Here is a 26,267-nt window from a genome sequence, read left to right as displayed (position 1 = left end):
CTTCGACGATCCCCAAGTCAGTACCGGGTTGTTCATCCTTCATTCTCCTCGGCTTAGTCGTAATGAATGCTGCGGTCCCATCCGAACACCTGCAGCGCGGAGAGGAGCAGCAGCAGCGCGATCATCGCGACGGTCATCGCCGCGGCCATTCCTTGATCGTAGAATTGGAACGAAGTCTCGTAGATGTGATACAAGAGCAAGCTGCTCGCATGATTGGGACCGCCCTTCGTCATGATCCACAGATGGTCGACCAGCTTGAACGCGTTCGTCATGGCGATGACCGCCACGAACAACGTCGTGGGCATCGTCAGCGGGATCGTGATGCGCCGCAGCGCCGTCCATTTGCGGGCGCCGTCGGCGGACGCGGCTTCGAACAGATCCTTCGGAATCTGCTGCATCGCCGCCAGATAGAAGATCATGAAGTAGCCGGCTTCCTTCCAGATCGCCATCGCGATCATGGCGCCCAGCACGGTATGCGGGTCGCCCAGCAGACTGACGTTTTGGCCGGACAGCCAGGAAGCGAGCCTTGCCAGCAAGCCGAAATGAGGCGTATATAGGAACAGCCAGATGTTCGCGACGGCGATCATCGGGATCATGTTCGGGTAGAAAAAAGCGACGCGCGCGAACGTCCGGCCTCGGACGGCCTTGTCCGCGAACAGCGCCATAGCGAACGCAAGCGCGATGGATGCGGGGACGGTGCCGACCGCATACCACGCGTTGTTGCCGAGCACTTTCAGAAACACAGGGTCCTTCAACAGCGCGGCAAAGTTGCCAAGCCCGACGAACAGCGGCTTGGGCGTCGCCAAATCCTGCTCAAAGAGGCTAAGTCTCGCCGTTCTGAGCATCGGATAATACGTGAATAGTCCGAGAAAGAGCAGCGAGGGGAGCACAAGTCCCCATCCGAACGCGTTTCTTCTCGCTCTTTCGATCCAACCGGCGCTCATCCGTTTCTGCCTCCTCGCGGGCCTTGGACGGACGCGAACGGGCAGGACGAACGAAGGACGTTCATCCTGCCGCCGCGACCGCCGAATGCCGTTACTTGTTGAACGGAGCGAGCGCTTGCTCCGCTTCTTGCTGGGCTTGCTTCAGCGCGGTTGCCGCGTCGGTCTGGCCCGACAGCGCCGCCTGGATCTGGTTCGTGAGCGCCGAAGACACTTTGCCGTGATTGTGCGTCGAGAGCTCCCGGAACGCGTAGTCCAGTTGATCGCGGGCCACGAGCGCCTGCGGGAAGCCGGCCGTGTACGTCTTCATCGCGTCCGTATCGTACGCCGACTTCCGGACGCCGACGTAGCCGGAGGAGGAGCTGAACAGCGCGGCCTGTTCCGGCGCGGTCATATACTGGACGAACGTCCATGCGGCCGCTTGCTTCTCGGGGGACGCGTCCTTGAAGATGTACAGGTTGCCGCCGCCCGTCGGCGATCCGAATTGCTTGTTGGCCGGCGGGAAAGCGACGCCGAAGTCGAACTTGGCATTGTTCTTGACGTTCGTGAGATTGCCGCTCGTGTGAACCATCATCGCCGTCTTGCCCGCGATAAAGTCGGTCGGCACCGCGGCCCAGTCGATGATCCCTTCCGGCATCGCCTTGTACTTGCGCGACAGATCGATCCAGAACTGCAGCGCCGCGACGTTCTCCGGCGTATCGAACATCGCCTTCTTGCCGTCGGCGGACATGATGTTCGTCTTCGGATCGCTCGCCGCCTGGCGCGCGAACATCTGGAACATCCAATAGGAATCGTCGTTGCCCGGAATTTCAAGCCCGTTGTGGCCGTCCCGGTTCAGCTTCTTCGCGTAGGCGACCAGCTCGTCCCATGTCTGCGGCGGCTTCTCCGGATCGAGCCCCGCGGCCTTGAACATCTCTTTGTTGTAGTAGAGCAGAATCGTGCTCCGTTGGAACGGCACGCTGTACGTCTTGCCTTCGGTCTGCGTGTCCTCCAGGAAGGCCGGATAGAAATCGGCCATATCGAAGTCCGCGTCCTTCGCGATGAAGTCGTCGAGCGGAACGATGGCGTCCGTATCCAGCATGCTGTACAGCTCCGTCGACATCATGACGGCGACGTCCGGCGGCTGCTTCGCCTGAATGCCCGCTTGGATCTTGACGGTGTTGTCTCCGTAGTTGCCCGTGTAGACAGGCTTGACCTTGATATCCGGATGCTTCGACGTGAAGTCCGCGGCCATGCCGTCGATCACTTTGGTCAACGGTCCGCCGACATTGACGGGATAGTAGAAGGTAATCTCCACCGGCGCTTGGGTCGGTTCTGCCGAGGGCGATGATGAGGGCGAAGCGGCAGGCTGGTCCGCATCGCTCGCGGATGCCGAGGGCGGAGCGCCATCCGCGTTGCCGCCGCCGGATTGTCCGCAGCCGGCCAGCGTCAGCGCGCCGGCCAGCAGAAGCAGGGTCGTTTTGCCGTAATTCCACATGAACGAAGTCTCTCCCCGTAAGCTCTATTTCGTTATTGCGCGTACCCTCTGAAGTTGATCGTGACCCGCGACGTGCCGACGTCGAGAATGTGCAGGATCGCGCCGTCCGCGGTCGGGAGCACCGCGATGCCCTGCGCCTCCGTTCCGCTCGGAAGGTTGCGGTCGAACGCCGTGGCGACCGCGCCCGTATCCGGATCGATCGAATAGACCGTCTGCGTATCGTTGTCCGAAGAGGCGTAGAGCAGGCCGTTATACATCTCCGCTCCCTGGATCCGGTCGACGCTTTGGGTGAGCGGCACCGTCTTGATCAGATGCATGTCGCTCAAGCTGAAGACGTTCAGGACGGTCGCGTTGCTCCAGGCAGCCGTGTACACTTGGCCGCGGGCCGCGTCGACGGCGACCCACGGCACGCCGCCCGGGTGCAGGCTGAGCGGAAGCTCGTAGGATTTGCCCGTATACTTCAGCGTCTTGGCGTCATAGATCGCGATGTAGGGATGCTGATAGTTTTTGCCGTCTTCGATCGGCGCGTAGATTTTGCCGTCGTAGTAGGACACGTCGCCGATATGATCCCCGCCTTTGAGCGCGATCGCGAGCGGAATGGCAGCCGCGTTCCGGACGAGTACGGTCTGGCCGTCCAGCGCCGTACGAAGTAGACCGAGCGTCGAGTTGAAGATCCATGCCGTCCCGTCCGTCGTTACGCCTTGTCCCCGCTCGAATGCGTCCAAGAGCGAGAAGGTTTGAACCGAGACCTCCTGCCACGCGGCCAGCGCGGCGGACGATGCGGCTGCGGAAGATGGCGTTCCGGACTCCGCGTACGACATCGAACCGAACGTTAGCATCCCGGCGAGCAGCAAACCCGATACTTTACCCCATTTCAAGCTTTTCTCCTCCTATCGGATGATGGAATGAATGGCCCGGCCGATGGCCCGGCTCTACTCTCATCCTATCGTCCGCCCCCCACCCGCCTATTGAACAAAATGCGCCTATCGTTGAACAAAAATGCCAATCGGACAAAAGGATCAGGCAGCCGTCAAGACGAGAAAGGTCTTTCTCGCCCATGAAAAAAAGCCCGCGGCGTTCGCTTGCGGAACCGCTCAAGCTTCTGTCGCCGGGCCTTGGGTAGGTGTAGGAGATGACGTTAGCGGGTCCCGGAGCGGCGGTCGCCGGATATCCCCGAAGCGTACTGCATGGGCGTGAGTCCGGTGATTCGCTTGAACGATCGGGTGAAGTGCCCTTGATCGGCGAAGCCGATCTGGACGGCGATCTCCTTCAATCCCGCTTGGCCCGACCGGATGAGCAGCTTCGAGCGCTCGATCCGGAGCCGGATCAGAAAATGATGAGGCGGATATCCCGTCTGCTGCTTGAAGAGCCGGATGAAGTGGGACAAGCTCAAGTTGGCGGCTCCGGCCAGCTCGACGAGGGAGATATCCCGCTCCAGATTCGCGCGCATGTATTGAATCGATTGATCGATCTCGCGGCTCCCCGCGCCCGTGGCGCCGCCGGCATCGCCCTCGCCGGGAGCCGCGTAATGGTGGAGCAGATGGAGGACGAGCATGCGGACCAGCGACTCGGCATAGACGGTTCCTTTGGCGCCGCCGCCCCGCAACTCCTCGAACATCCATAGTCCTAACTGAAGGAGCTTCGGATCGCGCACATGGTACTGCCTGGTCAGCCGGACAGGCCCCCCGCCGGACGCGCAGGCCAGCTCGTCCGCCAAAGCGGGCTCGATCTCGATCTTCAGGAAATAAAGGGAGGCTCTCTCCCAGGGGCATAGAACCGCTTCGTGGGAAGGGATGACGTGGATCGTGTAGTAATTCTCGTAGTAGGAGGTGCAGTGGATGCAAACGAGATGTTTGGAGGCCTCGGAGCCGGAAGTGACGAACGCTTGTTGAGGGCTGTACCATTGCGACATCCGTATTCGATCCCAGCCGAGCGAATCGCTGGCGAGGACGGGGTGCGACACGGCGTACGCTTCGCCGGATTGCTGCATCAGTATCCCTCCTAGAGATAGGTCCTTGCCTCCAGGATACCAGCCGTGCGTCAATCCGATATCAACAAGCTGTTAAATAGGTATTAAAAGGATAAACCGCGATAACATTTTGATCATCTCCTGAATGAGGGCTATACCTGCGAAAGCGACACCATCCGCATGCTGCTTCGAATAGGAGGATTAACCTTTGTTGAGATCGCGCGCAAAAGCATTCACGTTCCCTAAGCAGCAAGCCCCTTGCGGGTTGTTTACCTCGCACCCACAACGGCCCGCCTGAACATGTGCTTTAATTTGGTCAGCCGGTTGTTGGGCGGTTCCTGCCGCTTTCATGAGGCGTTCTCTCGTCCAATCGAAACAATAACACACAGGTACATCCATGCTCGGGTTCTTTTGGTACACAGGCACCTTAAGGTCGTCCTCGGCAAATGTTTGTGAATGGTTTCCATTAAAGTAAACGGTAGTGCAAGCAGAGTTCGAACAAAATTCGTACGAGTTATCGGGTTTTATGGTTTCTAAAGCTAAAGCTTTAAGCAGGGACTTAAGCGTTATGAGCTGCACGTTCTTGCCCTTGTTACCGCAGGAAGGGCACTCCGATTTTGAAACTCCTACATTATTGGATGGCGTACAGCAATCCATTGTAAACCAACTCCTTACCATGAATGAGCTTATGGGGTGAGAATACGTTTGTTTAACTCTTCCCACATATCTTGCCCCCTGTAGTCTACAACTTTATTTTCTTAGTCTAAGACTTTACTTTTCAGTCTACAACTTTATTTTCATCAAACATTACAAGTTCCGATTTCATTTTGTGGAAACTTCGCTGAGCTTTTTCAGGGCAAGAGCGAGAGCGCGAACGGACTTTAACATGGACGCCTATTGCGGCATACAGCGCAAGCCCAAGCATCCGAGGATGCTTGGGCTTCGCGCAGAGCTGTTCAGTCTCCGCCGCATACAAGAAGACTTCAGTAGAGCATATACTTTTGCCTGAGATCTTCCCGATGCATGACGTTCGAATCCTCCCGAATGTAATGGCACACGTACGATCGTCTCCAGCGGTCTTGGCTCCGGTTTTTGTTCGAGGAATGGATCAGCAGTTCGCTGAAGAATAAGATGTCGCCCTTCTCCATGACGACCGGAATTTGGCGGCTCGTATCCACGCCCTCGGTTTCCTCCGTCCAGCTTTCGTGCTCCTCCAGGTTTTTGACGGCGCCGTGGGGGAGGAGGCCCCAATGATGCGTGCCGGGCATGACCCAGAGACAGCCGTTCTCCTCGTCGATGCGCTCCTCCATCGCCGTCCAGGCGGCGATCATCGTCATCGGATCGTTCTTGATATAGTAATAGTCCTGATGAGAGGCTTGACCTGGAGAGCCCGGTTCCTTGTAGAAGTACATGCTCTGCACGCAAGCTGCTTCCCGCCCCATCAACTGGTTTAGCGCCCCCCGCACGACGGCATGCCTCATGAGCTGCCGCGAGAAGCTGTCGTGCTTATGCGGGTTAAACAACCGGAGCGCGTATTTCTTGGCGGGCTCGCAGGCCGCCCAATCCGGCACCTCCGTCTGGTCACGAATATCAAAGATGTGTCTGTTAAAGGCATCGATCAAATCTTCGCTCATGCCCTTCTTGAAGAGGAAGTACCCCTGCTCCCGAAAAAAATCAACCTGCTCCTCCGTTAGCGGAGCAATTGGCGGCGTAAAAGCAACGTTCACCTCAACATCTCTCCCTTTTTTGCATATCTTCTTGCTGTCCCAAGAATAACTCGCTGCCGCTATTCGAACAATGGCTACCGTTTGCGAATATGTACATGAAATTGATATAATTGATCGAACACACGCGAATACGATCTATGGAGGCACCTTATGGATTCCCAACCGCCCCTTCTCTCGATCGGCGACATCGAGCATGCCGTCGCCGGCTCCATCGTCTATCCGCCCGGCGGCCGCCTCGGTCCCCGTATCCAGCAGGACATCCAGCTGGTTATGCTGTATACCGGCCGGATGGACGTCTCTATAGACGGCAGATGGCTGAACGTGTCGCCGGGCCACGTGGTGATGCTGAAGCCCGGGCGAGAGGAGACGTTCGCCTTCTCGAAGACCGAGCAAACTTGGCATCGCTGGATCGCCGTTCATCTGCGCGAGATGGACGCCGCCGCGCGTCTCGCGTTGGACGAGCTGCCGGAATGTCTGCCGCTCTCGGAGGAGATGAACCGGCTGCTCGACCTGATGCTGAACGTGCAGCGGTTCTCTTCGTTCGAGGATCCCGTCGTCGCCTGCCTCGGTCTCGCCGCGCTCCATCTGTATCCGACCGAATCCCGCACAGCGCTCCTCCAGCGAGAGAAGCATCCCGCCGTCTACGAAGTGCTGACCCGCATCCGGGAGCGATATATGGAAGATTTGTCTTTATCGGACTTGGCGGCCGTCGCGGGACTGTCCTCCGAACATCTCGTCCGCCTGTTCCGGCAGCACGAGCAGACGACCCCGATCGCCTATCTGTGGAGATATCGGATCGATAGGGCAGTGGAGCTCCTGATCAGCACCGGTCTTAACGTGACCGAGATCGCCCAGCGCTGCGGCTTCAAGACGTCGCACCATTTCGCCCGCATGGTCAAGCAGGAGACGGGACGAACCGCCTCCGACATCCGCCGCTTATCGTGGAGCGGGATGCGCAAATCTTAATGCATACGTCCCCAATGCCGCATCCGAATTACAGCCGAACCAAGTTCGAATCGCGCGCAGAACGGCCCCCGGGCGCGAACCGTCCCGGAAGCCGTTCTTTCCTCCGTTTCTCTTTATCCCTTGACGCCTCCGAGCGTCATCCCTTTCACGAAATACTTCTGCAGAAACGGATACACGACAATAATCGGCACGCTGGCGATGATCGTCATCGTCGCCCGGATGGACGCCGGCGTCACTTGGTTGAGCGCTTGCCCGCGCGCATTGGCGAACGCGTCTCCCGCCGTCTTCTGCGTCATGGCCGCGCCTGAGCTTTGCAAGATTTTCATCAACTCGTACTGGAGCGTGCTCAGCTTTATATGGGAAGAGTTGTAGAGAAATACGTCAAACCAGGAATTCCACTGCCAGACGGCCACGAATAGCGAGACGGTCGCCAGAACCGGCAAGCAGAGCGGCAGCACGATGCGCATGAACGTGCCGAAATCGCCCGCGCCGTCGATCTTTGCCGATTCGACAATCCCTTCCGGAACGCCTTCGATGAACGAGCGGATGATGACCACGTTAAATGCGCCCACGATGCCCGGGACGATATAGACCCAGAAGCTGCCGATCAGATGCAGCTCTTTGTGCAGCAAGTACGTGGGGATCAGCCCTCCGCTGAAATACATCGTCAAGATGAACGACACGTTCACCAGCTTGCGCAGGACGAACTCCGGCCTGCTCACGGTGTAGGCGACCATGGCCGAGCAGAACACCGTCACTACGGTACCGACGAGCGTTCGCAGCACGGAGATGAGCATCGAATGATAGATGGCAGCTTCGCGCAGCGTGTATTCATAATTGTACCAAGTGAAAATTCTCGGCTTGAGAAAGATGCCGCCCCTGGAGGCGTCCATCGCGTCGTTCAAGGAGATCGCAAGCATGTTCAGGAACGGGTACAACGTGACGGCCATCAGCATGAGCATGCAGACGACGTTGAACATATCGAACAGCCGGTCGCCCGTCGTACGATATCGGGCCGAAGTTTTCATAGAGGTTCCCCCTAGAACAGTCTGGGCTGGCCGAGCTTTCTGGCGATATGGTTAGCGCCGAACAGCAATACGACGCTGATGACCGTCTTGAACATGCCGGCGGCCGTCGCGAACGAGAAGTTGCCCATGGCGATGCCGTACTTTAGGACGAATAGATCCAGATTTTCGGAATAGTCGGCGGTAAGGCCGTTGCCGAGCAGGTATTGGGGCTCGAATCCCGACTCCAGCAGATTGCCGAGGTTCAGAATCAGCAGAATGACGATGACCGGCTTGAGTCCGGGCAACGTGACGTACAGCATGCGCTGCCAGCGGTTCGCTCCGTCGATCTCCGCGGCTTCGTACTGGGCCGGATCGATCGTCGTGATCGCGGCCAAGTAGATGATCGTGTTCCACCCGAGGTTTTTCCACACTTCGGAGATCCCCAATATGCCCCAGAAGTATTTGCCTTCGGCCAGCCACAAGATCGGCTCGCGGATGAGGCCGACCTTTAGAAGCAGCCCGTTGACGATGCCGGACGTATCGGTGGAGAGCGCGTTAACGATCATGCTGGAAGCGACGACCCACGAGATGAAATGCGGCAAATAGCTGATCGTTTGCACCGTTCTCTTGAAGAAGGCGCTGCGCAGCTCGTTCAGCATGATCGCCAGCATGATGGCGGTCGCGAAGCCGAGCGTCAGATTGATGAGACTCATCGCCAGCGTATTGCGCATCACCAGATAGAACGATTCATCCTGGAACAAAAACTTAAAATGATCAAAACCGACCCATTCTTGTTGCAACAAACGCTTCCCCGGCCGATAGTGTTGAAACGCGATCAGCCAGCCCCATAACGGGACGTAGCGGAACACGATCAGCCACAAGACGAACGGCACGGACATCAGCAGCAGCGTTCTCTGTTCCAGAAGTTTGCCCCATCGCGTTTTTCTCGCCAACGCTCTGCCTCCCCGCCGAACCGGGGAAGGCCGAAGCTCCCTTCGCCCTCCGCTGTCCGGTTCGTTCATTCATTTCATTATCTTTTCTTGCCGTCCAACCGATCCTGCACGACGCCGTTCGCCCAATTCTCATAGGATTTAACGTTAAGCTTGTTGAAGGCGGCAACGTATTCGTCCCACATGGCGTCGAATTGGTCGGGCGAGGCGAGGATCAGCCTTGGAAAGGCCTTCCTTTGAAGATCCGTTTTCTTCTGTTCGAAAACTTGCTCCGGCGATCCTTGCTGCTTGTTCGCGGACCAGACCGGGTACCATTTGCGCGTCTCCGGGGGGCTGTAGACATCGGTAAATACTTTCAGTCCGTAAGCTTCGAGTATCGTCTTATCCCCTTCGGTATAGCTTTGCTCCACGACCTCGGGCTGGCGGTCCGGGAAGTAGGCGTTGCCGTCCTCATACAGTCCCGCTCCCATCGGCCAGTAGTAGCTGTAATATGCGAATCCGTAAGATTGCAGGAATTCGGGAGAAGCCGCCTGCTTGATTTGCGCTTCCGTACGGAAGAAGCGGCCGTTCTCTCCGACTTCGTACGTCTTGCCCTTCTCGCCCCAGAACAGCAGCTTCTGGTTTTCTTCCTTAACCATGTTGTCGAAATACTGGATGATCCGGACCGGATCCTTCGCGCTGGTCGTGATGCCGATGCCGCGGTTCGTCGCAAAGGTCGGCGGATCCAGGTATTGGTCCTTCGTCCCTTGGTCGAAGACAAGCGGGAAGCCGATGAACTGTCGGTCGTCGTTGCCGGCTTGCGCCAGATTCTGCATGGCGGGGATGATCTGCCAACCGTAATCGAAAAATCCGAGCACGCGTCCGGTAGACAGCTTGGCGATGTATTGGTCGTACTTGGCGACCAGCGATTCTTTATCCAGCAATCCCTGGCTGTTGACTTCGTTCAGCTTCCGGATCCAGCGCTTCATGAATGGCTTGTCTCCGGTCGCATACGCCAGATGCGTGTCCTTGTCGACGTACACCTCGCCCTCATTGGGGAGACCGTTCAGGTTCGGCGCCGGATTCGTCAACGTGAAGAAGCGCCAGTCGTCCGTGAGCGTCTCGAAGCCGATCGTATCGCCGCCGTTGATCTGCGGGTGCTTCTCTTTGTAACGCTTGATCAAGTCGAAGTATTCGTCCAGCGTCTTCACCTTCGGATATCCGAACTCCTTGAGCACGCCTCGCTGAATGTAGAATGCGCCCGGCTGGTACATGTCGGGAACGAAGCCATGACTTGCCGCAAAAGGAATGATGTAAATGTTGCCGTCCTCCGAGGGCATCTGATCCCAATAAGGCGCGTACAGCTTCTTGAGGTTGGGCGCATAGCGGTCGATCAGGTCGTTCAACGGGATGAACGCTTTGGCGTCCAGCATCTTGTCGATCCCGCTGTCCGGCACGACGACGTCGGGATACTCGCCGCTCGCGACCATGACGCCCAGCTTCGTGTTCAGATCGCCGACCAGATGCTCGATCTTGAAGTTGACGCCGGTCTGCTCTTCCAGCAGCTTGCCCAGCACCGTCTCGTTCGTGTTGCCGTCCTTGCCTGCTACCGCCGCGTTGAAATACGTGAACGTGACGGGCTTGCTCGCTTCCGCTTGCGCCGAATCGGATGCCGGCGCAGAGTCGCCGCCGTCTTTTGCGCAGCCGGCCAGCAGCGAGGCAAGGACAAGGGCCATGGCAAACGGCATGTAACTCCTGGTTCTGATTTTCATTGCCGGACAGATCCCCTTTTCGCGTTGGATGAAAGCACTTACAAAAAACATCATAAACAATCCTCCCTGCGGAAATCAGCCCACAAACTTTAGCTTTTATTGGGGAAAGTTTATCGGATGCGGATGCGGAAGCCGAAGCAGGACGGTCGTGCCTATGCCCGGCTCGCTCTCGATCTGAAGACTGGCTTCCTTGCCGTAATAGAGATGCAGTCTCGCGGCCACGTTGCGAATGCCGACGCGCTCTTCGGCTCCTTCTTCCGGCCGCTTGTCCGACAGCAGTTCTCCCAGCTTGCGCGCGTCCATCCCCTTCCCGTTGTCCCGCAACAGGAACGTAAGCTCGCCGCCTGAGGCCGCAAGCTCAAGCTCGATCAGGCCCTGGGCTTCGATCGACTCGATGCCGTGTATGCTTGCGTTCTCCACGAAGGGCAGCAATATCATTTTCGGGATACGATAGCTCTCCGCCCCCTCGCCGACCTGTATCCGATAGGCGAGTTTGTCCCCGAACCGGTACTTCTGAATGTCCAGAAACGATTCGATCAACTCCAGCTCCTGTCGGACCGGGATCCAGTCGCTGCCCCAAGACAGCGATCGCCGGAAAATCTTGGAGAGCCGGCCGATGATTCTGGCCGTTTCTTCCTCTCCCTTGATTAGGCTGCGCATCCGCAGCGTCTCCAAGGTGTTGAACAGAAAGTGGGGGTTGATCTGGCTCTGGAGCGCGTGAAGCTGCGCCCGCCTGCGCTGCAGCTCCAGGTCCTTCTTCTGGATATCCGCCAAGTAGACGTCGTCGATCAGCGTCTTGATCTGCCGGGTCATCCGATTGAATTCGGTTGCGAGCTGCCCGATTTCGTCCGCGCATTCGGCTAGCGGGATCGGCTCGAAGTTCCGGTTTTTGACTTTTTTGATCTGCTTGACGATGCGCAGGAGCCTGTCGTGCAGCGACTTGGAGATCCAAGCGATGACGAACGTCGGCAGCAGCAGGTTCGCGCAGGCCAGATAGACGACAAAAACCCGTGACTTGCGCACCTCGGACAGCATCTCGGCTTCCGGGACGAGACCCGCGACGGTCCATCCGCTTAAGCAGCCGACGTTGTCGTAACGTTTCTCTACCGCAAGCGCGCCTTTGGGGAGGATCGCGGAATCGTAACCGTGACGGCCGACGGCGGTTGAATCGGTCGCGTATTCGACGACGCCGGACGGGCTTACCAGGTACAGCTCGCTTGGCATTCCCCGGTTGTCGAGCGTCTGACGAACCATATCCGGGGATAGGTCGATTTTGAGAATCTTGACATAGCTTGCGGGGCCGTCGAAGACGTTCAGCCTGCGGACGATGCTGAAGGCGCTGCCCGCCGGCGTTCGGGAATGGACGAGCGCGGGGACCCCGGACGGAGCGGCCATCGCTCTCTCGTACCATTCCTCGCGCCGGACCGGATCGGTGATCCGATCGACGCCCCCCGCTCCGAGCACGGTCGGATTGTCGGTGTAGAGGGTCAATTCCTGGATCGAACGGTATACCGGCGCATATTTACGGAGATTCGGACGCAAGTAGTCCTCGTACACTTCCAAATAATCAACCGTCGCCGCATAGTCCGTATCCAGCGCGTCGTTCATCGAACCGTCCATATAGAACACGGAAGAAATGCCGACGGCGTCCTCGATCCGGGAACGGAACGCCGCCTGAACACGGTCCAGCGCCAGATGCATGTCCCGTTCCTTCTGGCTTCGGACGTTGTGGGCCGTCACGCTGTAGAACAGCGCGTTCGTGACCACGATCGGGAAGAAAACGGACAGGAAATAAAGCAGCAGCAGCTTGTTCCGCAGCCTGACGTTATTCAAGCTCGGTCTTGTCATGGGCGCCTCCGGCCGTGCCTTGCCGGCGGAGCAGCCGGCCGCGGTATTCCGCAGGCGTCATCCCTTCCAGCTTCTCGAACTGCGTGATGAAATAGTCCGTTCGGCCGAAGCCGACCCGTTCGGCAACCTCGTACACGCGCAGCTCCGTCAAGCGAAGCAGTCTCTTCGCCTCGCGGACGCGCAGACCGAGCACGAATTCGTTGAAGTAGACGCCGTACGTCTTTCGGAATAGCTGCCCGACGTAGACGGGGTTCATATAAAAATGCGCGGCAATGCGCTTCAAGCTGACTTCTTCCCGGTAATGCCGTTCGATATGGGCCTTGATCCGGTGAATGCCGCCGTGCAGCCGCTCTCTCCGCAGCCGGTCGATCAGCGCCGCGCCTTCGAGCGCGAAGTCCAGCAGCCCCGGCTTCCAGCTTTCCGTTGCGCGCGGGAGATGCAGTCCGCCCTCCAGCCGGTCCAGCGTACGCAGCGACTTCACGCTGCCGTCCATGCCTTCGATCGTAGCGGCGACGGCAGACACGAGAAGTCCGACCGTCCGTCGGATCGTTTCTTCCGAGGCATGCCGGGCATCGAGTTCGTCGGCCAGACGTTCGACCGCTTGGCGGATCGCTTCCCGGTCGTTCTCCTCCATCCGTTCCGCCACCACGGACGCCGCGCTGCCCGCCGCCATGGATCGGATCCCTTTCGACTCGCGCGCGCGCCAGTGGTTCGTCAGCTTCCGCAGCGCGGCTTGAAGCTCGTCTTCGTCGACCGGCTTGAGCAGATAGTCGCTCACGCCGTAACGCACGGCCATTTGGGCATATTTGAAGTCCTCGTGGCCGCTCATGATCAGGAACGCGACGGATGGCCGGCCAGCTTCCGCCGAACGGCGAATCAGTTCCAGTCCATCCAGCACCGGCATGCGGATATCCGTAATGACGAGGTCGGGCCGATGCGTCAAGATCATCTCCATGGCAGCCGCTCCGTTACCCGCTTCGCCGCAGATTTCATAGCCGATCTCCTTCCAGGGGATCAACCTTCGCAGCCCCGTTCGGACATAGACTTCATCGTCCACCAATAGCACTTTGTACACGGCGCCCTCCCCTTTTCTCGCGAACGTTCCGCCATGGCCGCAAGCGGTCGGCCTCCGCTAGATTCCGTTTCCGTTTCCGTTTCCTCGGAGTGAAGCCACTATACGCAATCGAAGGGAATTCGACAATTTACCTTTTTCCCGCGGTATACATTAATCTCCAACGGACACGATCCACCATTCCGCCAATCTGGCTTAATCCGCATGCAAACCTAGTCAGGGCAACGATTCAGAGCATTTCCCCCTCAACAAAACGTTTTTCTTGTAAATTCCCATATCAATCACAGACAAAAACGCGTCAATCTCGCGCATTGTGCGGTGTATTCGGATTGTGTACGCTCCTCTTGAACGATCCCGCCCGAGGAGGAGAAAATGGTGCCGACCGCTACCCGCAAGAGAGACTATCGCTTGACCGGACCGGAGAATGCCCTGGCGCGGCAGAAGGGGCTGGCCGCTGCCGAATGGTACGTCTGTCCGGTCCCCCGGCCGAAATTGAAACAACTGATGAAAAGAAAGGACGGCCCGGCCATACGCGACACGCTCCTCTGGTTCGGCGCGCTGGCGGCGGCCGGATACGCTGCGTACTTGTCCTGGGGAACCTGGTGGGCGATTCCGGCCTTCGCGGTTTACGGCGTATTGTATGCCTCGCCTGCCGATTCCCGTTGGCACGAATGCGGCCACGGAACGGCGTTCAAGACGCCGTGGATGAACGAAGCGGTCTATCAGATCGCGTCGTTCATGATTCTGAGGCCGGCTACGCCATGGCGATGGAGCCATGCCAGGCACCACACGGATACGATCATCGTCGGCCGCGATCCGGAGATCGTCGCGCCGCGTCCGCCCGTATGGCGCGTCATCCTGATGGAGTCGTTCAAGCTGTACGGCGGCCCCCGCGACTTGAAGCGCATGCTTCTTCACTGCTTCGGCAAGCTCGACGCGGAGGAGCGCGAATACATCCCGGCGTCGGAGATTCCGAAGACCTGCTGGGAATCGCGAGTGTACGTCCTGATATTCGCCGCCGTCGTTATCGCCTGTCTCTATGGGGGAACGGTTCTGCCGGCCCTGTTCATCGTCCTGCCTTCGTTCTACGGCAGCTTTCTCGTGCTGTTGACCGGCATGTCGCAGCACTTGGGATTGTACGAGGACGTGCTGGATCACCGCCTGAACACCCGTACGACTTATATGAATCCGATCTTGCGGTTTCTGTATTGGAACATGAATTATCACACCGAGCACCACATGTTCCCGATGGTGCCGTACCATGCGCTTCCGAAGCTGCACGAGGAGATCAGGCACGACTGTCCCGCGCCATCGCCGAGCCTGGCCGCCGCGCTTCGGGAGGTATTCCAAGCGCTCGCGCGGCAGCGCAAGGACCCGACGTACACCATCGTGCGTCCGCTGCCCGAGACGGCTCGCCCTTACCGGTATGGGCCGGCCGAGGAGACGGGCGCCGCTCAAGCGCGGCAAACGAACGAATCACTTGCGAAATGAGGTGCCAGACCATGGCGAACGAACAATGGATCGCGGCATGCGAGGCCGAGGAGATCGAGGAAGAGGACGTGATCCGGTTCGATCACGGGGACCGGACGTTCGCTTTGTACCGTTCGGCGGACGATCAATACTACGCGACCGACGGCTACTGCACGCACGAGAGGTTCCATCTGGCCGACGGGCTCGTCATCGGCCGTCAGATCGAATGTCCGAAGCATAACGGCAGATTCGACTATGCGACCGGCGAAGCCAAGCGCGCTCCGGTATGCGTCGCGCTTCGAACCTATCCGGTCAAGAACGACGCGGGAACGATCTGGATCAAAATCGATTGAGGAGGCGGTTGCGTTGACGGAATGCGGCATGTTGATCATCGGAGCGGGGGAGACGGGCGCCCGCGCGGCGGGGGAGCTGCGCGACCGGGGATGGACGGGGAACATCACCCTGGTCGGCGAAGAAGCGTTGGCGCCCTACGAGCGCCCTCCCCTGTCCAAACGCGCCCTCCTGGAGGCTGGCGATCCAGAGCCCGCCTTCATCCAGGGCCGCGAGCGGCTGGAGGCCCTGAATATTCGGTTCATGAAGGAGCGCAGAGCGATCGCCATTGAACGGGACGAGCATGCCGTGCGGCTGGAGGACGGAACCTTGCTGCGATATGAACGGCTGCTGCTCGCGACGGGTGCGCGCCCCCGCCGCTTGCCATCCGAGCGGCTGGCGTCGGACGGCGCGGGCGTGCTGTATCTGCGCTCGTTCGCCGATGCGCTGACGCTTCGCGGGCGGCTGCGGCCCGGACGGCGGATCGCGATCGTCGGAGGCGGCTTCATCGGTCTCGAGGTCGCCGCCAGCGCCAGGGAGCTCGGCTGCGAAGTCGCCGTCATCGAAGCGGGCCCGCGCATTCTAATGCGGGGCGTGCCGGAAGCGCTCGCCGCCGTCGTCGATGCCCGCCATCGGGCCGCGGGCGTATCGTTCAAGCTGGGCGCCGGCATTGGCGGTATGACGCGGGAGGGCGGCGGGTTCCGCGTCCGCCTGACGGACGGCGAGGTCCTGACCTGCGACGCGGTCGTCGCCGGCATCGGCGCCATGCCGGCGACGGAGCTGGCCGCCGATGCCGGTCTCGCCTTAGACAACGGCATCTGCACGGACGAGAGACTGGCGACGTCGGACCCCGACATCTTCGCGGCGGGAGATTGCTGCTCGTTCCCTCATCCGCTCTATGACGGGAAGAGGCTGCGGCTTGAAGCTTGGCGCAACGCGCAGGATCAAGGCGCGCACGTCGCGGGCAGCATGCTTGGCGCCGGAGAAGCCTACGGCTCCGTCCCATGGTTCTGGTCGGATCAGTACGATCTGACGCTGCAGGTCGCGGGCTTGCCGGATGCCGGGACGACAACGGTACGCCGCAGCCTCGGGGAGAAGGGAAGTCTATTCTTCCATCTCGCGGGCGACGGCCGGCTCGTCGCGGCGAGCGGCATCGGCCATCCGGCCGTAGCCAAGGAGATTCGGCTCGCGGAGATGCTGATCGAACGGCGTGCCGTCCCCGACCCTCTAGCACTCTCCAATCCGGAGCTCTCTTTAAGATCGCTGCTCAAAAACGAAACGCGTGAAACGCCCCGGCTTTGACGAACGGCTTCGGCATCGACGTTCATCGGAATCTCGCATCGCCCGTCCGGGCGACGATCCTCGTTGAACGTCGATTTATCCGCTATAACGTATGGAATGGAGGACAGCATGCCATGCGAGGAAAACCGGCTTGGCCGACTTTCCGGAAGCAGGCGTGAACCTTTGTAGCTCTCCAAAAAACGCCCCAAACCCGATCGGCACTCGGGTCTGGGGCGTCTCGTTTTGTACTTCATGGACGGTCGGAGAGCGCTTGCCGCCATTGCTCCTCGGCGATTCGCTTGAGCAACAGAGCTTGCTGCCAGCGGTCCGAGATCTCGCGCTCGCGGCCGCCGGCGTCCCTCTGCGTGATCGCGTAGTAACCCGGCGGGCCGAGTTCGGTTACGAACGGGAGGACATCGCCCGGCTGGGCCTGCTCGAGCCAGCAGGCCATTCCCTTGCGCCACCAGCGCGCGAAGCGCTCCAGCATCGGATGGTCGCCTTCCGCGCCGATGTCCACCTGGACCTGCTCGCCGTTCGACACTCTGCCGTGAATGACGGAAGTTCGCGCCAACAGCTCGTCGAAGCGGCTCTCCGCCTTGTCCGGCGGCCCGTTCAGTTCGCCGGCGACGACGTAATGCGACAGATCGATCGTCAGTCTGAGTTCCCGCAGCGCCCGGGTGTAACGAACGGTCCGGATCAGGTCCTGCGTGACCGTTCCCCGATGCTTCTCGACGAACGTCGGGATGGCGGCTTCGTCCGCCGCCCTCAGCAAGCCGGACAGCAGCCCGGTCGCCGCGTCTCCGCAGACGAAGCTGTCCATGACCTGCAGATTCACATACTGTACGCATCCCATTCGGGCTGCGGCCGCCAAGGTTTCCCGATACGCGTTCACGCTGGACGGGAATGCCATGGCGCTGAAGCCGAGCTTGTACCGCTCCAGCAGCCGCAGCCAGTTTTCCTCCTCCTCCGGGGCGGGAATGGAAGCGCTGATGGCGGAGAAGCCCGCTTCCGCGATCTTCTCGAACTTCCGCTCCATGTCCCATTCCTTGCCGTTCTCCCCCAATCCGATCATGGCCCACCACGATTGCTGCAGCTCCAGCCTCGGGGCGCGGGCAGCGCCGTCGTTGATCGCATTTCTCGCGGCCATCTTGTCGCCTCCCATCGTCTCTGTTCATTCCGATAGATTCCGTCCTCTATCGCGAATCGTTCCACCCGGATGCCGCCCAGTCCGGGAATCGATCCAGCAGGCCCGTCATTCGCGTATAGGTCTGCCGATTCCGCTCCAAATTCCCGTATGCGTCTCCGCCCATGCCGTAGCCTTGGAATCCGACCATGCCGTCGTAGCCGGTCGCCTTCAACGCGCCGAGCAAATAAAACACGTCCAGCTCCCCCCGGTCGATGGTCTCGATGGACGCGGGCAGACCCGAGCCCGGCGGCAGCTTGCGGCTCCCGCATAGATTGACGGCGTGAAGGCGAGGCGCGCAAGCGGTCAACGCTTCCTTCAAGTTCCGCCCGTCAACCGCGAACCAGTGGAACGAGCCGAATGCGATGCCCAGCAGCGGATGATCCAGCCGATTCGTGAGTCGGAGCGCGTCCTCCCACCGCTCGAGCCAGAAAAACACATGCGGATAAAGTGAGATTCGAATCCGGTTGCGCTCTGCGATAGACAGCAGACGGGAGAGCCATTCGATCGCCAGCCGGTCGCCTTCCGGATCCGATGGCGCCAGCCCGGAATCCCCCATCGTCAGCGCCAATTCCACTCGGCCGCACCCTTGCAGTCGCTCCAACATCGCCGTAATTCTCGCTGCCTCCGGGGCATCGGGGGACTGGGTCAGATCCAGCACGGCATAGACGGCCGCAACCTCCAGCCCGTACGTCTCTCTTGCGGAAGACAGCCGGTCCAGATCGCGCCAAGCCTGCTCGTCCCACAAGGTCAGGTAGGTCGCGTCGTAGCCGAGCTCGCGCAGCATGGCGCAGCGCGCCTCGAACGGATAGGAACCGAGCCCGTGGTAGAAAAACGTGTCCATCGCATATAGTTGTCTCAATACGCTCCCTCCCTCGCGACCGTCTGGGGCTCGCCGGTTCGAATGCAGTCGTAGATGGCGCATAGAATGCCAAAGTTGAACGCGGCCCGATCGCCCACGATCGCCGGAGACGTTCGGCCGGCGACCGCATCCAGGAAGTAGACGATCGGCTTGTCCATCAGGCCCGGCGAGTCGTCCGTCACGCGGATGACATCCGTGACAGGCTCCCCGAGCGTATCGTCATGACGGACGATATCTCCCTGCCCGTCCCAGCAAAGCCAATCCCAACCGACCGCGCCGGCCGTGCCTTCGATCTCGGTCAGGCTGCGCTCCCCGCCGTGGCAGCAGGCGGCGCGCTCGTAATGAACCGGGACCGCGCCGCCGTCCGTCAGATGAAACCGGAGCGTCGCGCCGACATGCTGCTCCACTTCGGACGGGACTTCGGCCTGCAACGGGTGTCCGGTCAAGGGGTCCGCCATCCACGCGTCCAGCACGTCGACCCGTACCGGATCCAATGCTTCGGTCAGGCCCGCGATGTCATAAGGCCCCCAATCCATCAAAGTGCCGCCGCCGCTGATCGCCGGTTGAAGAAACCACCGGCTGGACGGCTGGTATTCGATGCCGGTCCGCGCCCTTTGCCGCCGCTGAATCCAGTTGACTCGATACGGCCGGCCGAGCTTCCCCTCCGCGAGCAGCGTCTTGACGGCGGCGGTCGTTCGCAAGCCGGCGAACCGGGAGCTGCAGCAGCCGAGCAGCTTGCCCGCTTCCCGCGCCGCGCCCAGCATCCTATCCGCTTCCGCCTTGTTCATCGCCAGCGGCTTCTCGCACAGCACGTGCCGGCCGGAGCGGAACGCGAGGCACGACAGCTCCGCGTGGGCGACCGGGGGCGTCGCGACGATGACGACGTCGTCCGCCTGCGCCGGCTCGTTCAGCATGGATGCCGTGTCCGGGTACGTCTTGACCCAAGGAAATCGCTCCGCGAACGCCGCCAACGCGGCCGGGTGCGCATCCGTGATGGATAGTTCGGGGCGCTCTTCTCCGGTTGTCGATAGGCGGGCGATCGCTTCCGCATGGTGGCCGGCGATCGCGCCCGCGCCTATGATATAAATGCGCTGTGTCATGGTTCACGCTCCTTGATCGGAATCATTCCGTCTTCATTATAAAAAGGAGGAGCATCGCTCCTCCATCCGAAAAGGGGACTTCTTCTTGTCGTTTCGGAACCTTCGCGCGTCCGCCCGCATGCCGCAATCCCTCTCACGAATCGTTCTCATCCGACGATGGTCCCGGATGCCGGGACGCGAAGCTCTCTTTGGTTCGGAATAGGCCCCGGCGATAGTCGCCCGGCGTCATGCCCATGCTCTCCTTGAACGCCTTGCTGAGATAAGCCGCGTCCCCATAGCCGCATGCGGACGCGATGCCCTCCAACGTCGACGCCGGATCTTCCAGCATCCGCATGGCCTTGCGAAGGCGAAGCCCTCTCAGCATCTGCGCCGGCGACATGCCGTAGACGGTCTTGAACTGCCGGTTGAAGTAGCTCGGATGCAGATGCAGCCGCCGCGCCAGATCTTCCCGCGTCAGCTTCCGGTTCAGGTTCTCCTCCATATAACGTACGACCGGGAGAAACCGGTCCTCGGCTCTCCGCCCGAACGCCGGTCGGCTCGGGCTGCCGGATGCCATCCAGCTCTCCAGAATATCGCCGAGCAGTCCGATCGCGATCGACATGGCCCGATATTCCCGCAGCGGCGTATGCGGCCCGTCCCACGCGTCGAGCAGCGATTCGAACGCCGCCGCATAGGCGTCCCGGTCCGTTAGCCGCACGACGCGGCTAACGGGGTGCCGCTGAAAAAAATGAAGCCCCGGGAGCAGCTTAACGTCCACGAGCATCCACAGATGGACGCCCGGTCCGGCCGCGGTCTCCGTGAACGGCAGGTTCGGCGGATGGATCATGACGTCGCCGCTTAAGGCCACGTCATCGAAGCCGGGCGATCGAGTCTCGACGGTGCCATCCAGTACGAACGACACCGTCCAATAAGGCTTGACTATATCGAGATGCAACGATTCGTAGCGAGCTTTCTCGACATGAAACAGCGAGAATTCCACGCTCTCCCGAATGCTAAGCTGCCGATGCATCGGTACTCCCCCAGACCTTGTTTCCGGCTTTGCTGCTCTCTATTGCCTATTGTTCATTTTGCAGCTAGGCGCAAATCGCCGGCTCATGCAGGACCCGACGGCCGCGAACCTTGCCGCCTTGCTCGAACGCCATGCGCTAGCCTCCCAAAGGCGCCAGCGTCTCGCGGATGAAGCGTCCGTTCCGGACGGTCACTTCGTCAGGGGCCGCCTCGGCCTCCGCCGACTCCTCCTCCACCATGATCCAGCCGTCGTAGGCCGTCTCCCGCAGGTAGCGGACGATTGCCGCATGATCGATGGACCCTTCGCCCAGCGCGGTCCAACGTCCGGTCGCCGCATCCCGGTCCTTGAAGTGAACGTGGCGGATGAGCGAACGGTAGTCGCGGAAGATCGCGCCGGCATCCATGCCGCCGTTGGCGATGTGCCCGGTGTCCGGCGCGTAGCCGCAGCAGCGGGCATCCAACCCTTCGAGCAGGATGCGGTAGTCGGCTTCGGTGCGGAAGATGGAGCCGGCGGGAGAATTCGGGTGGAAGGCGCAGACGATGCCCCGCTCGGCGGCGCGGCGGGCGACGGCGTTGACGTTCGCCAGCGCGCGAGCCTGCCGCTGCGCCAGGTCCTTCAGGTCGCGGCCCGGCAGCTGGACGAGGGTCAGCAACGTGCCTGGAAATGCCCCCATATACCGGATGACGCGGTCCGCCTCGGCTCGCTCCTCGTCCGTCTCGCGGTCGTGCTTCCAATCGAGCGCCAGACAGAGCGCGGCGAGCTGCAGTTCCCGGGATGCCAGCGCCTCCTGAAACGCCTCCGGCTCGTTCGTATACGTTCCGAGCATGCAGACCTCCGGCTCGACGCCGACTCCTCCCGCCCGTCTGACCGTGTCCAAGATGTGGTTCGGCCGGTTGCGGTACTTCTCGTAGGACATCTGCCACGTATAGGTCTGAAAGCCGTATCGAACCGTCATAAGCCTACTCCGCCTCCTTTATCGCTTCTCGTATAAAGGGAATCGCTTCGCGGCCCCATGCCTCCGCCTCCGCGTTGAAGCAGAAGTCGACGCACCACCAGGGCAGGACGGTCAAGTTCGGCTTCACCGCCCGCAGAAAAGCCGCGAAATCGATCTTCCCGGCGCCGAAGGCGGCATGCGTGCTCGTCTCCTCGTCATGCAGCGATCCGTCGGAGTCGATCAGATGAAAATGGACGATCCGGCCTTCCAGCAGCTTCGCGAACGCGACGATGCCGCCAGCGAGCGTCTCCGGCTCTCCCGTCTGACGGGCGCCGACGACTCCGCACATGTACGCGTGGCTCGTGTCGAACAGCACCCCGAAGGCGGGGTGGCCGACCGCATCGACGAGCCTTCTCACTTCGCTCGGCTTGTTCAGCCAGAAGCCCGGTTCGAACTCCCATGCGATACGGATGCCCATCGCCGCCGCCAGCTCGGCGGAAGCGCGCCAGGTTCCCGCCAGCCGGGCGAAGTTCGCTTCGTACTCCGCCTCGGGCAGCTCGGCGGGCGGGCTGACGGTGTCGACGCGCAGCGTGCCGATGCCGAGGTCGGCGGCGAAGGCGAGATACCGGCGAAATAACGCCAAGTAGCGTTCCGGCTCGCAGCGGTCCGGAGGAGCGGCCGTGAAGTCGGGCGCATAGCCGGAGATGCCGAGCCCGTGAGACCGGATCTCCTCCAGCAGCGCGACCCGGCTCTCGCGCGAGGGGTAGCTGTCCGGCGTCGGGTGCGGAGAGAAACCGTTGATCTCCACGCCGTCATAGCCCGCCTCTGCCGCATATGCTAATATGCGTTCAAAGGACCAAGGGGACGCCGCGAACGGGCCGAACGCGAACGCCCAAGAGCCTATCGATAGCTTCGGATTCATCTTGATGATCCCTCCTTATGGCGCAGCAGAAACGCCAACGTTCGATTGTTGAAGTCGTCCAAACGGTCCCAATGATGGGTATGCCCGCTGCCTTCGAATACCGCGAGCTCCGCGTGCCCGATCTCCTCCGCGATCGCCTGCGACAGCGCCAGCGGCGTAAAGATGTCGCGGTCGCCCGCCGTAATGAGCGTCGGGACGCCGATCGCGCCGAGTCTTCCCTGCGTACGATGGGAGACGCAGGCGTCGCATTGCGCGCGAAAAGCGTGAGCCGGCATCGGCGAAGCCGACGACGAAGCCTGCCGCCGGGCAGCTTCCAGCAAGTCGTCGTGGTGCTCGTGGTAGGCGGGCGTGTAGATGATCAATTGCAGCAGCTTCTGAAATTCGTCGGCCGCAAGCGCCGCGTACCCGGCGGCCAGCGTCTCGAATATCGCGCGGGTATAGACGTCGCATGAAGCCCAGGAACAGTTCAGCGTCAGGCTGAGCATCCGTTCCGGCGCGGCCAGCGCAACCTCCTGGGCAATCGCGCCGCCCATGGAGATGCCGGAGAAGTGGGCCCGCCGGATGCCGAGCGCGTCAAGCAGGCCCAGCGCGTCGGCAGCCATCATCTTCGTCGTATAAGGTCCTTCGGGCTTGTCCGATTCGCCGGTGCCGCGATTGTCGATTCGAATGCAGCGGAAATGCGGCTCGTAAGCCCGCGCGTTCTCCTCCCACGCGCTCCCGTCCGCCCCGAGCCCCATCAGCAGCACCAACGGCTCTCCTTCGCCTTTTTCCGTATAATGCAGCCGGATTCCGTTCGTTCGCGCGAATGGCATGGTCCTTCCTCCTTCGATTAAGCCGGAGGCAGGTGCGAGCGGATATACTGCACGCCCTGCACCGCCGCGTCGTCCGGATGCGCCGAGTAATCGCGCCACAGATGAAGGCGGGCGTTCAGCCCCGCGACCTGTCGCCCGAACGCTTCGATCGTCAGCCAGCCGTCGTAGCCGATCTCCTGCAGCACCTCGAACACTTCCTTCGGCACGGCGTGGCCGCTGCCCGGCACTCCTCGATGATTCTCCGAGATATGGACGTGGAACAGGCAGTCCGCCGCCTGCCGCCAGGCGTCCGGCACGCTTGATTCCTCGATGTTGCCGTGATGCGTGTCCGCGAGCAGGCCGACATTCGGCAGCCCGACCTCCCGGACGAATCTCGCCCCGTCCGCCAGCGTGTTCACCAGGTACATCTCGAACCGGTTGATCGGCTCGAGCGCGAGGCGAACGCCGCGCAGCGCGGCGTATTCGCCCGCCTCTCGCAGCGTCTCCACCGCATAGCGCCATTCGTCCGGCTGCGGCCCCTGGCCGCTGAACCGGCCGAGCCCCTGGAAGAGCGGTCCGCACAGCAAGTCCGCCCCAAGCGCGCGCGTATTGTCGATCGCCAGCTTCAGCGTCCGGAGCGCGCCCCGTCGCAACGCCGGGTCCCGGCTGGCCGGATCGGCGGCCGCTGCATCCAGCGCGGCGATGGTCGTGCAGCCAAGCCCCAATTCCCGCAAAATCAGGCCGAAGGCGCGGGCATCCGCCGGGTCCATGTTGTCGGCGGCGAGCTCTACGCCGTCGAAGCCCCAATCCCGGATGGCGCGCAGCAGCTCGAGATGCCGGGACGGATCGGGGCGATCCGTCCACAGCAGCAGATTCATTCCGACCTTCATCGCGTATTCACTCCCATGGCTTCAAGATGATTTTGCCGCTCATCTGCGAGGCGGACGTCTCGAACGCTTCCTGAATCCGGCTCATCGGATACGTATGCGTGATGAGCAGGTCGACCTGCGGCGACAGCCGAATGACGTCCATCAGGCTCCGGAACGCTTGCAGATTGTAATGCCAGGAACCGATCAACTGGATCCCCTTGCGCAGCAGATCGTCGCTCACCCGGATCGGCGTCTCCGCGAAGCATTCGCCGACGAAGGCGATCTTGCCCAGCCGCTTGACGGTATCGATCTGCAGCCGATGAGCGGATACGACGCCGGAGCATTCCAGACCGCAGTCCGGCCCCTTGCCGCCGGTCAGCGCCTTGATGACCCCTGCCGCATCGGGATCGCGGGGATCGATCACGTGGTCCGCGCCCATCCGGCGCGCCAGCTCCGCGCGATACGGATTCATCTCCACCGCGATGACCTTCGCCCCGCGGAACTTCGCGTTCACGACCGCGCCCAAACCGACGGGGCCGAGGCCGGTGATGAGCACGGTCGTAAAGGCGTCTACCTCCATCTTCGTGAATGCGCCGTGCGAAGGTCCCAGTCCGCAGCAAGCCAGGGACGCCTTCTCGTACGATACGCCGTCCGGGATCGTCGGCAGGAGCCACGACGGCTTCGATAAATATTGCGTCATCGTCGGTTCGGCATAGTCCAGGTTATGCTCGCAATGGATAAAATCGCCCGCTAGACACAGCTCGCATGTTCCGCACGGGTATTGGGGCATCACGACGACGCGGTCCCCGACCTTCACCTTGCTGCCGGGCGCCGTCTCGACGACTTCTCCCGCCGCCTCGTGTCCGAGGCAGTCGGAGGCGTGACCGTGCACGAACCCTTTGTATTCGGCGCACATCGGCGCCGCATGAACTTTGACGAGCGCCCAGCCTTCCTTCAGAACCGGCTTCTCCCGCTCGATCAGTTCGGCTTTCTTCTCGCCGGTAATGGCGGCTACCTTCATCGCGTCTCTCCTCCTTCTATCCCATGCTCCGCGCCGACGGCCCAATGCATGCCGTTCAGCAGCAGCCGGCGAAACGCCGGCAGCGCAAAATCGTCCGGATGCCCCATCGTCGTCGCGAAGACGCGTCCTCCCCAAGCATGCGCGCGCGTCCAGGCGACCGGATGTACGCGCGGCGTCTCGCTCGTGTGCGACCAGCCGTTGTCTTCCGGGTTGATCGCCGTGCCGTTCAGCAGCACGGTCGCCCCGGCCGGCGGATAGGGAAGCACTTGATAGAGCCATGATCGGCATTCGAAGTGCGTCGGGACGCCCCGGACGATCGGATGACCCTCCGCGCCCCAAGCGATCGAGACGCCGGTGGACGAGGAATGGCCGAAGTGGCGGATCCACGGCGCGCCGAGGACGTCGATGCCGAAGCCGTCGTTCCAGCGCGCGAGCGGATGGTTATCCGGGTATCGGAAGGCGTGCGTGCTCGTCCGCAGGCCGACGACCGGCTTGCCGGCTTCCAGGTAGGCTTGAATATAGCGGAATTGATCTTCCGGCAGCTGCCGGAAGCGGACGTAGAACACGGCCAGATCGGCCGTCCGCAGCGCTTCGAGGCCGGGAATGTCGGCCGGCGCGGCCGGATCGGGATACGCCTTCAGCACCGTTATCGACGCCCCGTGTTTCCGCATGGCTTCTTCCGCTAGCAGGGGCATCGTTTTCTCCGATTCGTATTCGTCTTCGCCGCAGATGAACACCAGATGGCGTCCGCGCAACGACGGTACGGAACGGCTGCTCTCTTTCACGG

At 61.1% G+C, this 26,267-nt stretch carries 24 protein-coding genes and 2 pseudogenes; 4 read left to right on the top strand and 22 right to left on the bottom strand.

Annotated elements, in window-relative coordinates:
* Positions 1-53 precede the first annotated feature (53 nt).
* The 6 genes from H7C19_RS08405 to H7C19_RS08380 form a co-directional block, all read right to left on the bottom strand.
* Positions 54-944 (bottom strand): carbohydrate ABC transporter permease, encoded by an 891-nt coding sequence (locus H7C19_RS08405; protein WP_185142199.1) that lies wholly within the window; start codon positions 942-944, stop codon positions 54-56.
* 91 nt (positions 945-1,035) lie between these two features.
* Complete coding sequence (locus tag H7C19_RS08400; RefSeq protein ID WP_185142198.1) at positions 1,036-2,418, bottom strand: ABC transporter substrate-binding protein; 1,383 nt, start codon at positions 2,416-2,418, stop codon at positions 1,036-1,038.
* Positions 2,419-2,450: 32 nt separating this feature from the next.
* Positions 2,451-3,296, bottom strand: coding sequence for a DUF6923 family protein (locus tag H7C19_RS08395; protein ID WP_185142197.1), 846 nt, complete (start codon positions 3,294-3,296; stop codon positions 2,451-2,453).
* A gap of 260 nt (positions 3,297-3,556) precedes the next feature.
* A complete protein-coding gene (locus H7C19_RS08390) occupies positions 3,557-4,408 on the bottom strand; it encodes a helix-turn-helix domain-containing protein (protein WP_185142196.1) in 852 nt (283 codons plus the stop codon).
* Between the two features lie 180 nt (positions 4,409-4,588).
* Positions 4,589-5,044 carry a putative iron-sulfur cluster-binding metallochaperone gene (locus H7C19_RS08385; protein WP_185142195.1) on the bottom strand — a complete coding sequence of 152 codons (456 nt, stop codon included), beginning with the start codon at positions 5,042-5,044 and terminating at the stop codon, positions 4,589-4,591.
* Positions 5,045-5,370: 326 nt separating this feature from the next.
* Entirely contained in the window at positions 5,371-6,114 is a 744-nt protein-coding gene (locus H7C19_RS08380) for a phytanoyl-CoA dioxygenase family protein (protein ID WP_185142194.1), read from the bottom strand.
* Positions 6,115-6,264: 150 nt separating this feature from the next.
* On the opposite strand from H7C19_RS08380, the gene H7C19_RS08375 reads away from it, so the two are divergent.
* Positions 6,265-7,080, top strand: a complete 816-nt coding sequence (locus H7C19_RS08375; RefSeq protein WP_185142193.1) for an AraC family transcriptional regulator — start codon at positions 6,265-6,267, stop codon at positions 7,078-7,080.
* A 113-nt stretch (positions 7,081-7,193) separates the two neighbouring features.
* On the opposite strand, the gene H7C19_RS08370 is transcribed toward H7C19_RS08375, so the two are convergent.
* The 6 genes and pseudogenes from H7C19_RS08370 to H7C19_RS35860 all read right to left on the bottom strand — a co-directional run.
* Positions 7,194-8,108 (bottom strand): carbohydrate ABC transporter permease, encoded by a 915-nt coding sequence (locus H7C19_RS08370; RefSeq protein ID WP_185142192.1) that lies wholly within the window; start codon positions 8,106-8,108, stop codon positions 7,194-7,196.
* 11 nt (positions 8,109-8,119) lie between these two features.
* Positions 8,120-9,109 carry an ABC transporter permease gene (locus tag H7C19_RS08365; protein ID WP_185142191.1) on the bottom strand — a complete coding sequence of 330 codons (990 nt, stop codon included), beginning with the start codon at positions 9,107-9,109 and terminating at the stop codon, positions 8,120-8,122.
* Between the two features lie 8 nt (positions 9,110-9,117).
* Positions 9,118-10,788, bottom strand: coding sequence for an ABC transporter substrate-binding protein (locus H7C19_RS08360; protein ID WP_246469374.1), 1,671 nt, complete (start codon positions 10,786-10,788; stop codon positions 9,118-9,120).
* A gap of 96 nt (positions 10,789-10,884) precedes the next feature.
* A complete protein-coding gene (locus tag H7C19_RS08355; RefSeq protein ID WP_185142190.1) occupies positions 10,885-12,636 on the bottom strand; it encodes a sensor histidine kinase in 1,752 nt (583 codons plus the stop codon).
* Positions 12,614-13,006, bottom strand: a pseudogene (locus tag H7C19_RS35865) (helix-turn-helix transcriptional regulator); the annotation flags it as partial. The pseudogene H7C19_RS35865 and the gene H7C19_RS08355, both read right to left, overlap by 23 nt.
* Before the next feature lie 366 nt (positions 13,007-13,372).
* Positions 13,373-13,693 (bottom strand): annotated as a pseudogene (locus tag H7C19_RS35860) (response regulator); the annotation flags it as partial.
* Between the two features lie 390 nt (positions 13,694-14,083).
* Here H7C19_RS35860 and H7C19_RS08345 point away from each other — a divergent pair.
* From H7C19_RS08345 to H7C19_RS08335, 3 genes are read left to right on the top strand one after another with little or no spacing between them, the layout of a single operon-like run.
* A complete protein-coding gene (locus H7C19_RS08345) occupies positions 14,084-15,199 on the top strand; it encodes a fatty acid desaturase family protein (RefSeq protein ID WP_313731488.1) in 1,116 nt (371 codons plus the stop codon).
* An 11-nt stretch (positions 15,200-15,210) separates the two neighbouring features.
* Positions 15,211-15,531, top strand: a complete 321-nt coding sequence (locus H7C19_RS08340; protein ID WP_185142187.1) for a MocE family 2Fe-2S type ferredoxin — start codon at positions 15,211-15,213, stop codon at positions 15,529-15,531.
* 13 nt (positions 15,532-15,544) lie between these two features.
* The gene (locus tag H7C19_RS08335) at positions 15,545-16,810 is read left to right on the top strand and encodes an NAD(P)/FAD-dependent oxidoreductase (protein WP_221469111.1); all 1,266 of its coding nucleotides are present in this window, start codon (positions 15,545-15,547) and stop codon (positions 16,808-16,810) included.
* 229 nt (positions 16,811-17,039) lie between these two features.
* On the opposite strand, the gene H7C19_RS08330 is transcribed toward H7C19_RS08335, so the two are convergent.
* The 10 genes from H7C19_RS08330 to H7C19_RS08285 form a co-directional block, all read right to left on the bottom strand.
* Positions 17,040-17,936 (bottom strand): IolE/MocC family protein, encoded by an 897-nt coding sequence (locus H7C19_RS08330; RefSeq protein WP_185142186.1) that lies wholly within the window; start codon positions 17,934-17,936, stop codon positions 17,040-17,042.
* Positions 17,937-17,982: 46 nt separating this feature from the next.
* A complete protein-coding gene (locus H7C19_RS08325) occupies positions 17,983-18,834 on the bottom strand; it encodes a sugar phosphate isomerase/epimerase family protein (protein WP_185142185.1) in 852 nt (283 codons plus the stop codon).
* Complete coding sequence (locus tag H7C19_RS08320) at positions 18,831-19,934, bottom strand: Gfo/Idh/MocA family protein (protein WP_185142184.1); 1,104 nt, start codon at positions 19,932-19,934, stop codon at positions 18,831-18,833. Before H7C19_RS08320 ends, H7C19_RS08325 begins: the two co-directional genes overlap by 4 nt.
* Positions 19,935-20,067: 133 nt before the next feature.
* On the bottom strand, positions 20,068-20,943 hold the full coding sequence (locus H7C19_RS08315; RefSeq protein ID WP_185142183.1) for an AraC family transcriptional regulator: 876 nt from the start codon (positions 20,941-20,943) through the stop codon (positions 20,068-20,070).
* Between the two features lie 136 nt (positions 20,944-21,079).
* Positions 21,080-21,898 (bottom strand): sugar phosphate isomerase/epimerase family protein, encoded by an 819-nt coding sequence (locus tag H7C19_RS08310; RefSeq protein ID WP_185142182.1) that lies wholly within the window; start codon positions 21,896-21,898, stop codon positions 21,080-21,082.
* Between the two features lie 4 nt (positions 21,899-21,902).
* Positions 21,903-22,799 carry a sugar phosphate isomerase/epimerase family protein gene (locus H7C19_RS08305; RefSeq protein WP_185142181.1) on the bottom strand — a complete coding sequence of 299 codons (897 nt, stop codon included), beginning with the start codon at positions 22,797-22,799 and terminating at the stop codon, positions 21,903-21,905.
* Complete coding sequence (locus H7C19_RS08300; protein ID WP_185142180.1) at positions 22,796-23,611, bottom strand: alpha/beta fold hydrolase; 816 nt, start codon at positions 23,609-23,611, stop codon at positions 22,796-22,798. Before H7C19_RS08300 ends, H7C19_RS08305 begins: the two co-directional genes overlap by 4 nt.
* Before the next feature lie 17 nt (positions 23,612-23,628).
* Complete coding sequence (locus tag H7C19_RS08295; protein WP_185142179.1) at positions 23,629-24,480, bottom strand: sugar phosphate isomerase/epimerase family protein; 852 nt, start codon at positions 24,478-24,480, stop codon at positions 23,629-23,631.
* Positions 24,481-24,487: 7 nt separating this feature from the next.
* Positions 24,488-25,480, bottom strand: coding sequence for a zinc-dependent alcohol dehydrogenase (locus H7C19_RS08290; protein ID WP_185142178.1), 993 nt, complete (start codon positions 25,478-25,480; stop codon positions 24,488-24,490).
* Positions 25,477-26,265, bottom strand: coding sequence for a ThuA domain-containing protein (locus tag H7C19_RS08285; protein WP_185142177.1), 789 nt, complete (start codon positions 26,263-26,265; stop codon positions 25,477-25,479). Before H7C19_RS08285 ends, H7C19_RS08290 begins: the two co-directional genes overlap by 4 nt.
* Positions 26,266-26,267: the final 2 nt, after the last annotated feature.

The organism is Cohnella nanjingensis, from assembly GCF_014212125.1.
Taxonomy (GTDB): domain Bacteria; phylum Bacillota; class Bacilli; order Paenibacillales; family Paenibacillaceae; genus Cohnella; species Cohnella nanjingensis.
Note: the sequence above shows the minus strand (reverse complement) of the source record. Positions and strands in the feature narration are given on the sequence as shown.